This is a genomic window from Aestuariibacter salexigens DSM 15300 (assembly GCF_000429145.1).
GTDB classification, from domain to species: domain Bacteria; phylum Pseudomonadota; class Gammaproteobacteria; order Enterobacterales; family Alteromonadaceae; genus Aestuariibacter; species Aestuariibacter salexigens.
The window spans coordinates 200,292-212,705 of record NZ_AUBH01000004.1 but is presented as its reverse complement, the minus strand read 5'-3'; the positions used below and the strand labels follow the sequence as shown (position 1 = coordinate 212,705).

11 protein-coding genes are annotated in these 12,414 nt (G+C 48.1%); 5 read left to right on the top strand and 6 right to left on the bottom strand.

Translation table 11 applies throughout. From position 1 onward, the window contains the following. Positions 1-2: 2 nt before the first annotated feature. Positions 3-578 (bottom strand): hypothetical protein, encoded by a 576-nt coding sequence (locus tag G441_RS0108315; protein ID WP_026375921.1) that lies wholly within the window; start codon positions 576-578, stop codon positions 3-5. 68 nt (positions 579-646) lie between these two features. Continuing rightward, positions 647-1,333, bottom strand: coding sequence for a 1-acyl-sn-glycerol-3-phosphate acyltransferase (locus G441_RS0108310; protein ID WP_034474718.1), 687 nt, complete (start codon positions 1,331-1,333; stop codon positions 647-649). Between the two features lie 502 nt (positions 1,334-1,835). On the opposite strand from G441_RS0108310, the gene G441_RS0108305 reads away from it, so the two are divergent. From G441_RS0108305 to yjjX, 4 genes are all read left to right on the top strand, one after another. After that, on the top strand, positions 1,836-2,567 hold the full coding sequence (locus G441_RS0108305; RefSeq protein ID WP_026375919.1) for an SDR family oxidoreductase: 732 nt from the start codon (positions 1,836-1,838) through the stop codon (positions 2,565-2,567). 458 nt (positions 2,568-3,025) lie between these two features. Beyond that, positions 3,026-4,567: a leucyl aminopeptidase family protein gene (locus G441_RS0108300; RefSeq protein WP_026375918.1), complete on the top strand. Its 1,542-nt coding sequence runs from the start codon at positions 3,026-3,028 to the stop codon at positions 4,565-4,567. Between the two features lie 20 nt (positions 4,568-4,587). Continuing rightward, on the top strand, positions 4,588-6,330 hold the full coding sequence (locus G441_RS0108295) for an ABC transporter transmembrane domain-containing protein (protein WP_026375917.1): 1,743 nt from the start codon (positions 4,588-4,590) through the stop codon (positions 6,328-6,330). Between the two features lie 3 nt (positions 6,331-6,333). After that, positions 6,334-6,867, top strand: a complete 534-nt coding sequence (gene yjjX, locus G441_RS0108290; protein ID WP_026375916.1) for an inosine/xanthosine triphosphatase — start codon at positions 6,334-6,336, stop codon at positions 6,865-6,867. Here the strand turns inward: yjjX and G441_RS0108285 are convergent. Next, positions 6,864-7,796 (bottom strand): D-2-hydroxyacid dehydrogenase, encoded by a 933-nt coding sequence (locus tag G441_RS0108285; protein WP_026375915.1) that lies wholly within the window; start codon positions 7,794-7,796, stop codon positions 6,864-6,866. The two genes, yjjX and G441_RS0108285, sit on opposite strands and share 4 nt — an antisense overlap. Positions 7,797-7,922: 126 nt before the next feature. Here G441_RS0108285 and G441_RS0108280 point away from each other — a divergent pair, with 126 nt between their 5' ends. Next, the gene (locus G441_RS0108280; RefSeq protein WP_026375914.1) at positions 7,923-9,725 is read left to right on the top strand and encodes a trans-sulfuration enzyme family protein; all 1,803 of its coding nucleotides are present in this window, start codon (positions 7,923-7,925) and stop codon (positions 9,723-9,725) included. A 44-nt stretch (positions 9,726-9,769) separates the two neighbouring features. On the opposite strand, the gene G441_RS18275 is transcribed toward G441_RS0108280, so the two are convergent. The 3 genes from G441_RS18275 to G441_RS0108265 form a co-directional block, all read right to left on the bottom strand. Continuing rightward, positions 9,770-10,309 (bottom strand): DUF4136 domain-containing protein, encoded by a 540-nt coding sequence (locus G441_RS18275; RefSeq protein ID WP_051275436.1) that lies wholly within the window; start codon positions 10,307-10,309, stop codon positions 9,770-9,772. Positions 10,310-10,435: 126 nt separating this feature from the next. Further along, positions 10,436-11,764, bottom strand: coding sequence for a S8 family peptidase (locus G441_RS18270; RefSeq protein WP_051275435.1), 1,329 nt, complete (start codon positions 11,762-11,764; stop codon positions 10,436-10,438). Positions 11,765-11,933: 169 nt separating this feature from the next. Then, positions 11,934-12,413, bottom strand: coding sequence for an Lrp/AsnC family transcriptional regulator (locus G441_RS0108265; protein WP_026375913.1), 480 nt, complete (start codon positions 12,411-12,413; stop codon positions 11,934-11,936). Position 12,414 lies beyond the last annotated feature (1 nt).

Genomic DNA, 12,414 nt, shown 5'->3' with positions numbered 1-12,414 from the left:
CTTTAATCTTCATAACCCCAGGGTGCAGGAGGAGTATCTACAGGGTTGGTTAAATCAAAATCAACCCTGAATTCTCGTCCTTCGCGCACCATTCGGTAGGTAAAAGATGTAGGATAAATGTACATTTGCCAGGTATTACCCATCGATTGAGGAATGCCGCTGTCGACAAACAGTTGTTTTGAATAGCTGTCTGCAGGGAAGGATTGCACTTGTGGCCATCCAGCATCAGTTGTGTGTCCACCGTACTGGGTAAGACTGTCTTCGCTACCGTCTTGGTGACGATGATCGTGTTTTAAAGACAGCCCGGAACCGGTCTTGGTAATCACCCAGGTACGGGAACGATCGCCCCCAACGTGAAAAGGTATCCACAGCGTTGTGTCAGAGCATTTCCTGACGTGCATAACCATTGGTTTGTTATGAAAGGCGTCACTGGGTGCATTATCGACCACGATACGACCGCTAAACGCTTTCCCGCAGTGTTGCCTCAGCGCATCAAAAAAGGCGTCTTGAGCAGGTACTGAGGGCACAGCGTAAGCGCTGATTGAAATGGTAAAGAGTATTGCTGTCAGAAGTTTAATCACGTTGTATTCAACACCAGAAAATAAAGTCGTGCCATCATATAGTGTTTCGCCTTTTCAGCGAAGCCTCAGCGTTCGGGACAATATTTGTCTCTGCGGTTTTCCAAATCCTGACAGATAGCACGTCGTCTCGCCCTGTCGTCCTGAATATCTGCAAAAGAGGCTAAATACTCATCGACATTGACACACTCGAGGTTAACACTGAGACGTCGAAAGGGGCGGGGGAAAGATTGCCCCGGCGCCATGACATGATGCAGTCCGCCACTGTAGGCAATGATCATGTTTTCACCGGAAAATTTGGGCAGCAAGTCACAGATGCCGGCTTTCACTGTCATTGGTTTACCGTCTTTATCCAGTCCGTTAGGGCGTTTCATTCTTCCTTCTGGCATGAAAATCAGAATCGAATCAGATTCAAGTTGGTCGACGAAATGATGCCAGGTATCGTCCCGCTTGCGGCTGAGACTGGCTACCCGGGGAGCGAAAAATTTCAACATTTTGCCCTGGGGCTTCTTTAGACTGCTATCTGCGACAGGGAAAACCAGGCGCCGGGCCATTCTCCATAAAAATTTGTTTGGCATGACGGTGGCGAATACAAACTCAACCAAACTGGTATGGTTGACGATCAGGATCAGACGCACGTCCTGCCAATCCTTATCAGCAGGTTTGGAAATCCATCGACTTGTGGTCGGATAACACCAATAGCGACTGGACTTTACCAGGCACAACAAGAGAAATCTCAGTATATCAGCTATCACGTTAAGCTCTGTTCATAAGGTTACTACATCATAGTAGCGGTTCCTGCGCATTTGGCACCAGTCTGAATCCACTCGCTGAATAACCTGAGTTATTGCCGATAAGTGTAAAAAGGTTTCATGTGCCAACAACTTTCTGTCACACCCGTGTTAACAACTCCCTGTAACACCTGCGTCTACACTTCCTGTCACACCCGTGGAGACGGGTGTCTTCTAAGACTGTGAGTTCAATCGATGGATGCAACACACTAGTTAAATCTCAGGCGATGAAATAACCGCCAAAAAACATAGTCAATGTCGGGTTTTGAACCAAGAGCAGACTAATTTATCCGTTAGTAATTACTAAGACTTCACAGTAACAAGCATATAAAAAAGTATTATTTAATTTGTGAAAGTTAGTAAGCTTCTGATATTACATACGAATATGGAGATTTGTTGCGTGAAACCTGCCAGGTGTTACTGTGAAGTCTTCATAATAAGATGTTATACGACAAATGGAGAATTGATGAACCCGATAGTTTTGGTTACAGGTGGCAGCAGAGGAATTGGCGCTGCAACTTCAAAATATTTAGCGAAACAAGGCTATTCTGTATGTGTAAATTATCGGTCTAATGAAGTTGAAGCCAACAACGTTGTTACCGAAATTACTGAAAATGGCGGTACAGCTATTTCTGTACAAGCGGATGTATCGAATGAAGAAGATGTTAAGCGACTTTTTAATACATTAGATCAAACAGTTGGACGTATTACGCACCTTGTTAATAACGCAGGGATCTTGCTCCCGCAAATGCCTATTACATCTATGACGGCAGAAAGAATCAACAAAGTTTTATCAACTAATGTTACAAGTTATTTTTTATGTTGCAGAGAAGCTATAGCAAGAATGGCGAACGGCGGTTCAATAGTGAATGTATCATCTGCAGCTTCTAGACTAGGCTCTCCTTCAGAGTACGTTGATTATGCGGCTTCCAAAGGAGCTATTGATACATTAACCACAGGACTATCACTTGAAGTAGCAGACAAAAATATTCGTGTAAACTGCGTCCGTCCGGGATTTATTTATACTGAAATGCACGCTGATGGTGGTGAAGCCAACAGAATTGAACGTGTTAAGCAACATATACCGCTGCAGCGTGGCGGCACTCCAGAAGAAGTTGCTGCTTCAATAGCTTTTCTTTTATCAAACGAAGCTGCATATATTACTGGTACGTTTGTAGATATTGCTGGTGGTAAATAGCCGTATAACAAGCCACTAAAGCCACTCGCTCTGCTCGCTGGGACCTAACAAAGCAAAGTGTTCATTTAAACCTTCAGTAGCCAAAGCCTACAACCCTCATTAATCCCCTATGAAAAATCCCAAAATGCGAACGTCAGCTGCTTGTCTGAAGCCGAGATTCCCGCCCGGAGGCTGGAATGACGGGGCATGGAGGCCGGAATGACGGCTATTTGCTTAGTGGCAACGAGAAGTATCAATCATCGACCACTACACCAGCAAATACAGCTCTCGTTCGTGTCAAACTTTATGATAGGCACACAATCAGTATGAGTTGGTTACAAAAAAGATACGCGAAATTACTGAGACATTTACGATAAACCGGTAATCTCTTGTTCACACTCAAGCTAATCCAGCCTTCGTTACAGCACGTAAAAGGCTGCGTTTATGTTGCTTAAATTAATATAAGAGACGACAAAGCCATGCTTAGAAAATTTATCTTAGTGGCCAGTGTTTTTGCTACATCACTGGCGTATGCCATGCCTTCAATCACGTTCGAAGAGGTTGATTTGCCATCGCTGCAAACCTCTGCACAGAGCGTAGTCCTTTTCATAGACGATGCTGAAACATTGAAAGGGACAGCGAAGCAGGTAGATGAGCTTACCGATGGTCGACTGGCCCAGGCGCTGACAGAGTCTGAATTTAGTGCGTCTTTAGGTGCGACAGAAGTCTTCTTTGCAATGACACCGTTCTCACGCATTACCGTCATCGGTACAGGCACAGAGCCACTTAATGCGCCACAGTTACAGGATCTCGGCGGATACGCTGCAGCGGCTTTGCCGACCGGTGCTGTTGGTCAGCCACGCCTGATTGCTGATTCCTTGCCAACTTCCGTGCAGTTGCCACAGGCATACATTGCGATGGGCGCCAGCCTGCGTGACTATCACTTTGATAAGTATAAAAAGACTGAGTCACAAACTGAGCCACGTCGCCTTGTCATTCATGGGGCAGAGAGTGAGTCGGCCTCAGCGCTTTACAACAATGACCTTCGTCATGTTGTGGAAGGTGTTTATCTGACCCGTGATATGGCCTCAGAGCCGGGTAAGTCGATTTATCCACAAGCCTTTGTAGAGCATGTTGTCGATCTGTTTGATGATGTGCGAAACGTCGACATTGATGTGTTAGACGTGCGCGATATGCAAAAACTCAACATGGGCGCACTACTAGGGGTGGGTAAAGGCTCTGTACATGACTCACGTTTACTGGTGATCAGCTATCAGGGAGCAGATAAGAAACAGGCTCCCATTGCGCTGGTGGGTAAAGGCATTACCTTTGATACAGGTGGTATCAGTCTTAAATCTAACAACAATATGTGGCAGATGAAATCCGATCTGGCTGGTGCGGCGGCGGTTGCAGGTACCTTATTGGCCATCGCCAAGCGTGGTGAAAACGTAAACGTAGTTGGCTTAATGCCGCTGTCTGAAAACATGCCTGCGCAGGATGCTATCCGTCCCGGCGATGTGCTCACGACCATGCAGGGCACCACGATTGAAATTATCTCTACCGATGCTGAAGGGCGCCTGATTTTGTCTGACGCGGTACGTTACGCGCAGGATAAATATGCACCTCGCATGTTAGTCAATATAGCGACGCTGACTGGCTCGGCGGCACGCGCACTGAGCGATGAGTACGCAGCTGTTATTACCAGAGACTGGGCATTGTCAGAGAAGATGATGGAAATTGGTAATGTCAGTGGTGAACATGTGTGGCCACTGCCTTTGCATCCAAATCACTTTACCCAAATAAAGTCGGATATCGCGGATATTAAAAACTCCGGTGCGGGTAATCCTGGCGCCAGTATTGGCGCAGCTGTGATAGGAACCTTCGTCGATGAATCGCTGCCCTGGGTGCATCTTGATATTGCCGGTGTAGACTGGTTGTCATCGTCTATTCCCGTCGCACCCGCCGGTTCGCAGGGGTGGGGTGTGCGCTTTATGGATCAGATTGTCAGAGAATATAAATAGCGCATCCCAGAAATATATAAATGAATAAACACTCTACCAGTTCGGTGATGCGCTGGCTGTTTGCGCACTTACTGCCATACAAAGCTCGTGTCGTCATTGCGCTGGTAGCGCTGTCTATAGCGGCTGCAAGTTGGCTGGTGATGGGGCAGGGCGTAAAGCTGGTGGTGGATGAAGGCTTTATGGCCGACAACGCAGCCAGACTGGATCAGGTAATGCTGGTGGTACTGGCTATTGCAGTAGCGGGCAGCGTAGCGGCGTTCTTTCGCTTCTATCTCATGCTTTGGCTTGGCGAAAGGGTAAGTGCGGATATTCGCAATGAGGTATATGCGCATCTATTGAGTTTGTCCCCGGCGTTTTTCAGTCAAACCCGCACCGGTGAAGTGATCTCTCGCTTTACCAGTGATACGACGGTGCTGCAAACGGTCATTGGCATGGGTATGTCGATGGCACTGCGGTCGATTATCGGCTTCATTGGTGCGCTTGTGCTAATGCTCATCACCAGCCCGCTGCTGACATTGTATGTCCTGTTGGCAGTACCTGTAGTCATGATCCCTATCCGTGTGCTCGGGCCGCGAGTGCGTCGCTATTCCCGCCTCAGTCAGGACACGGTTGCGAATATGGGGGCGTACGTGGATGAATCCTTGCATGAAATTCAAACCGTGCAGGCCTATACACAGGAGACGATTAGCAGGCAATCCTTTGCCAACCTGGTAGACAAGGTCATGGAAGCCGCAGAGCAGCGTATCGGTTATCGCGCGTTGCTGATAGCCGTAGTGATGGCTTTCAGTATCAGTGCCATTGTTGTTGTCGCATGGCTGGGTGCGCGAAGCGTACTGGACGGTGGCATCAGCGCTGGTGAGTTGGCTGCCTTTATGTTTTACGCTGTAATGGCCGGTGGCAGTGTCGCCACAATCAGTGAGGTGTTGGGGGAAATACAAAAAGCCGCTGGCGCCAGTGAGCGGATGATGGAATTGCTCGACACGCCAACCCAAATCAGCTCAACGTCATCACAGCAGGTTGATATCACACAGCATAGCCTGACCTTGCAGAACGTCACCTTTACCTATCCGGGGAGTGGCGAAAAAGCGGTGTTGCAAGATGTCAATATTGATATCGCGCAAGGCCAACGTGTTGCCCTCGTTGGCCCCAGTGGCGCAGGTAAATCAACCTTATTCCAGTTGCTGCTGCGCTTTTACGATATACAGCAGGGTGCCATTATTCTCGGCCAACATGATCTCAAGACCATGCCCCTTAAACAGTTACGACAGCAGTTTGCGCTTGTTTCGCAGGAGCCAGTTATTTTTGCCAGCAGCGTGCTGGAAAATATTGCCTATGGTCGTCCGGATGCCAGTAAAGAAGACATTAAACAAGCGGCAAAGGCTGCCTATGCGGATGACTTTATTGGTAAGTTGCCTGATGGATACGACACAAACCTGGGGGAGCGCGGCGTGCGCTTGTCGGGAGGACAGAAGCAGAGGATCTCTATTGCCCGTGCAATATTGTCAAAACGTCCCATTTTGCTGTTAGATGAGGCCACCAGTGCCCTCGATGCGCGCAGCGAAAGAGAGGTGAAACTGGCGCTGGATGAACTTATGAAAGATAAAACCACGCTGATTATCGCGCATCGTCTCTCTACGGTCGTTAATGCAGACAGCATCGTCGTGATGGATGAGGGTAAGGTTATCGCTCAGGGTACTCACGCACAGCTTTTAAATGAAAGCCCATTGTATAAGCAGTTTGCTGAACTACAGTTAGTTAGTTAAAAAATGGATAGTATGAAAATCATTGTCGGCTCTAAAAATCCAGTCAAGGTTAACGCCACAGCGCATAGCTTCATAAACGCCTTTCCGCAGCATAAGATTGAATGCTTGGGTGTTGATGCACCAAGCGGTGTGCCTGATCAGCCCATGAATATGACCGAAACCAGAGCCGGAGCAATTAATCGCCTGGAATTCTGTCGCAGAGAATATCCGCAGGCTGATAGTTACGTTGCTATCGAGGGCGGTGTTGATAGGTTTGAAGACGGTCCCTGCACGTTCGCTGTCGTTGCGATTGATGACGGTAAACAGCGTTCAGTGGGATGCAGCGCACGCCTACCTCTGCCTGAGCAGATCTATCAGGCGTTACTTAATGGTGAGGAGTTGGGTGATGTGATGGATAGATTGTTCAATCAAACCAATATCAAACAAAAAGGTGGTGCCATTGGCCTGATGACCAATGGTCTTGCTTCTCGTCAGAGTGCATATGAGCAGGCGTTAATATTGGCGCTTGCGCGATTTTTACATGCCGACCTGTATTAATACCCTTTAGCAAAGTCGATGACATATTGCAGCGGTTTACCCTGAATGTAGCGGCTATAATTGTCGATGAAAATTGGCGCAATCATCTCAGGGGTTGATTCCGCAGCCGTGTGTTGGGTGATATACACATTGTCCAGTAGCCAGTAAGGATGACTCGCAGGCAAGGGCTCATGCTGAAAAACATCAAGCACAGCCGCTTTTATTTTTCTGGCTTGTAAACAGCCTACCAATGCCGCGTCGTCGATGACGGACCCTCTCCCAGCATTGATTAGCACGCAGTGCGATGGCAGAGTGCGGAGAAATTTGTCATCAATCAGATGTTCAGTATCGGGCGTATCCGGCAACAGGCATACAACAAAATCCAGTTCGGCAGCGAATGCCAGTTTGTCGGTGCTGGCATACATTGTCGACACGGCAGAGTGTGGCCTTCCGGAGCGGCTCAGGCCAATCACCTGCATGCCCCATTGCAACGCCATGCTGGCCACTGCGCTGCCGATATCGCCGACACCCATGATACCCAATGTTTTGCCATTCAGAGCAGAGTATGACGGCTTGCACCAGTCACGCTGCTGTTGGGCCTGCCTGAAGCCTTCGACATTGCGGCTGAAATAAAGAAGATAAGTGAACACATACTCACACATCGCACTGCCAAATACGCCTTTTACACCGGTCAGAGTGAAGCCTTGCCAGGATGAATTAAGTAATGGCGTATTGCCCGCCCAGCTGCTTTGTACCCAACGGGGTCTTGCTCCCTCATCTATCGCCCGAGCAATGAGCTGTGGATTGCCGAAAAATATCTGAGTGTCAGCAACGGACTGATGTTCGGGCAATGTTTGATAAGCATTGATTTCAAGGTCAGCAAATTTGGCTGTTTTGAACAGCGTCGCATAGTGCTGTGCGTCTTTGCTTAAAATGCTTAACTTATTCAAAACCTTATCTCCTGGAGTAAAGTATTCTTTCCTTAATAACGGCATATTCAAAATAAAATTCGTTTAAAATGTTTTAAAAACAAATTATATTCGAAATCTATCCTATGCATTTAAAGGCTTTCAGCAGTGACCTCAGAACAACAATCATTACAACACGCCCGGTTACTTTCACCTAAGCGCAACTCTACCAAGGCTCAGTCAATTGACGAATTGGCCAGAGAGCAGTTAGCGCATTTTGGCATCGATGTGGAGTCGGCATATGGCAAAGCATTGTACGACGCGGCATGTCATTTTTATCACGCACAGTCTGATGTTAGTCAACTATGGCAGGTCACCACTGATACGCTAGCAGGATTAAGTAAGCAGGATAAGCTGGCGTATTTCAATGCCAAAAAGTTTTTATCATTCCAGATCGCCAAAATTCTGGATACATTACAAAACCCCTTCCGTGCGACGCACCAGAGCCTGACAAAACATTCAGGTTCGTCATTATCAAGCCCACACTATCCGTTGTTTGATAATGTTACCGCACTGTTTTCGGCAACACCGGTTGTGGTGCGCACCGCGACCTACGTTTACGCCTGTACGGAATGGGTGGATGATGCATTCCAGGGCAAAGAGCTGACTCATCAAATTTACTCTCGACTGCTTAATCCAACCAATATTTCTCTGGCTAACGCCATTGTGGATATGGAAGCCGGTCCTTATGCACAGGATTACCTGGCCTGGAATTACAATTCAGGTATGGCAGCCATTGACGGCCTGTTGTCCAATGTCTTGCAACACGGCGATGTCTTAGTAGTATCGCGCAACATCTATGGCGGCGTTTACCAGCTATTGCATGATTACTTTGCGCGCAGCAACCGCATGGATATCCAACTGGCCTGGTTCGATGGCTACAGTACCGAAGAGTTCAGTGCGTTCCTGAAGCAAACCCGAGAACAGTACGCTGACAGACTGGCGTCAGGCAAGCAGCTGCATGTGTATATAGAGTCGCCCTGCAACCCCCATGGCTACGTTTTGGATGTGGCGGGTATTTGTAAAGAAGCTCATGCGTATGACCATTTGGTGATGCTGGATGCCACGCTGGCAACGCCGGTTTTGCATCAACCGCTGCAACGAAAAGATAAAGCAAAGCGTCCTGATTATGTGGTTCACAGCTATACCAAGGATATCTGTGGCAGTGGCGCAACGACGGCGGGTGTGGTGATTGGTGAAGCCTATCGGATGTTCCAGTCTAAGGGAGACTGTGTGAACGGCTATGACTGGTCGCGCACCATGTTCTGGGATGTGTATTACATCAAGGGCGCTTTCCTGGATTCTGAAAAGGCTTTCGATGTGCTTAATGGCATGAAAACGCTGGATATGCGGGTGATGAATAAGGTAATTAATACCACTGTATTCAGCCGCTTCCTGGCATCCCATCCAGACTTCAATGTGAACTGTCATGCATTACCTGAACATCCCAATGCTGGCATCCGCGAGTCGCAAATGCGTCACGGTTGGCCTTGCGCACTGTTCACGGTAGATATGCAGGATGCACAGCTGGAGCGCGATACGTTTGTGCGCTTTTTTGATGCACTGGAGCCCGCATTTAGCCATCAGGTCAGCATCGGCCAGAATAACACCATCATTTTGTGCCCGGCGCTGACTTCGCATTCTGAACTCAGTGAGCAGGAGCAGCATAAAGCCGGTATTTACATGACCACTATGCGCATTGCGATGGGCACCGATAATGTGAAGGATCTTATCGCGCACTTTATCTACGCTGCCAAACTTCATATTGACCCTAGCGTGCCCGGCTTTAGTGATAAGTTTATGTCAGCTGAAAAGATTGATGACCTTTATCTGTCTGTCAGTGAACAGGTATGTCGCCAGCACTATGCCGAGACAGCATCGATGCAATCGCTGCTCGCTAAACTTGACTAGTTGGGTGATAAGATAATGAGACGGCAGCCTGACGCTGCCGTTTTTTATTTGGGCAATCTGGCCAGAATGGTACCCACCGCCTCGCGTATTCTTACTTCCCGCTCTTGAGGCGAAAGGTTCTTTTTCACTTTGCTTTCAACGCTACCGCTAAAGAATACTGTATTGGTGCGAGGATCAATGAGGTCGATCACCAGTGTACCGGTTTTATATTCTCTTACCCGTGTCTGTGTGCCACTAAACGTCGCCCCCCACCAGAACGGTCGATATCCCCAGTGAGTGTAGTAACTGTCTACTTTTAGCTGCTTTTCAACACTCAGGTGATACGCAATAAGAAAATCAGCTGCTTCTGCGCTGTCGATATGTTGTTTACCGTCAGCTGTCAAATTGTCAGTGATGGCCCGTTCAACTCGTTGACCGAACAAACTGAGAAACTGGCCGTCTTCATCACCTTTTGGCGCCCACGCATACTTTTGTAAAGTATTGAACGCAAAGGCGGTGTCATAATCAACCTCAACCTGTGGTTGGATAGCACAGCCATGCAACGTGGTAAAAACGAAGACAAAAAATAGAGAACGTAACATCATACTCGTCAGGTCTGGTTTTACGAAGTTACTATCTTGTCTTTAGCCACAATGAAATGCAATGAATGACGAGTAGGTTATGCGGTGAGCAAAGCTATCGTCATATGTGATAGCTTTGCTGGTGCTTTGTTATTGACTTGCCTGGGCTGCATTGACCATACCGTGACCGAAAAATGATGTGCGACCATTCTTTCCATAGCATTTTTCGCGCTCATCACCCTCACCTAGGGGCTCCCAGTTCTCAGGACATGCCATCTCTGTTGCACTATTTTGTAGGTGCGCTTTTACCGCGCCACTGCTCCATTTAGGGTGCATTTGTTTGATTAAGGCGGCGACACCTGCCGCGTGAGGTGATGACATCGATGTACCGTTCAAATATAGGTATCGTGCGCCATCATCTTCTAAAGCGAGATCAGGATATATATTTATGTCACTCAAATACTTGTAGTATTCCCACGTGCCAGATGTACTGGTGCTTGAATACGCGCCGAGTATACCGTCTTGAACCAGATTTGTAGCCCGAAAGAAGTCGCCACCCGGTGCGGTGACATCGATTCTGGACATGCCCACAGAAGAGTAATCGGCAATCAGCAAATCATAGCCGGGAATGCCAACCGGTCCGGTAGCAGACACGGTAATAACGCCCGGCAACTCGGCAGGTGCAACACGGCAGTTATTGCCAACGTCACGCGTCTCAGAGTTACCCGGAGGCCAGTCAGGGCTGACATTGTCTTCGCCCGGATGCTGTAAATCTGACTGTCCGTTACCAGCAGAGGCAACAATTACCACGCCTCGCTGTTGAGCATAGCGGGCTGCGCTTTCCAGCTCTTTTAGGATGGCTCGTTGTTCTTTTTCTGATTTGCAGTAGTACAGGTAGGGGTCAGCAAACAGGCTTAAATTGACCACATCCAGCCGAATATCACCGGCATAACGTAGTGCTGCAGCCACTGAATCAGCAAAACAATAGCCGACTTCGGTGCAGACCTTCAGTGCCACAAGCGTCACATCTGGCGCTACACCTGCTATACCAATACCATTTAATGGTGCGCCAATGGTTGATGCGACGTGGGTGCCGTGGCCATTAAAATCCTGTACTGCCGCTTTATTGCTGCAGTCGCCGTTGGCTATCTCACTGGGGTTGGCAGTAGGCGTATCGTCATTGATAAATGAGCATGAGCCTGCCATTTCAAAATTGGGGGCAATATCTGGATGGGTCATATCGATACCGCTATCAAGTACGCCAACCCTTACACCTTGTCCTGTCGCACGCTGGTAACTATCTGACTCAGTTGCACCGATAAGGCTCATATCCCACTGGCAAACGCCCAGAGGCTCTGAGTTGGGTACACCAAACGTCGGTTCATATGTATTAAAACAAAGCTGCGAAAGACTGGTTACGTCAGCTAACGATAAAGGGGTAAAGAAAATCAAAAAAACGATGGAGGAAAGATATTTCATGATGACTGTTCCGTGTGAAAAGAAAAAACAACGTGATGAGTTAGGAATCTTTACACGACAAAGAACGGCATCCGCTCATAAACGACCGCCGATTAATTCGGCAACGTCATCAGAGCATAGTCCACTGTTGAAGAAAGGCTAAATTTTCAAATCTGATCAGATGTCTTTGTCAGGACTTAAAAACAGGCAAGGTTGGACTTACCTGAAAATCATACACCAGTGCAGTTTCTACGTGGTTCACCTCGGGGCGGCCAGTAATGGCATTGAATACGAAATCTCGCAGGTGAATCGAGTCATTGACTGCGACGTACACCAGAAAGTCATTTTCCCCACCAAGGTGAAAGACGCTGACGACTTCCGTCAGCGGCAACAGGTCCTGTTGGAACTTATCGACGGTTTCGCGGTTATGATCCGACACCCGAACCGATATAAGCGCCTGAATATGCCCGCCTAGCTGGTTGAAATCGAGCAACAGTCGGCTGCCAGTGATCACACCGTTTTGCTGCATGCGCTTTACCCGCTCCAGGCAGGAAGAAGGCGCCAGTCCCACCTTTTCGGCAATCGCTTTGTTCGATACACGGGCGTCAGCATAAAGCTCAGCGAGAATATTTAAGTCCGTATTATCCAGTGCTTTGGTGTGGTGTTTCACC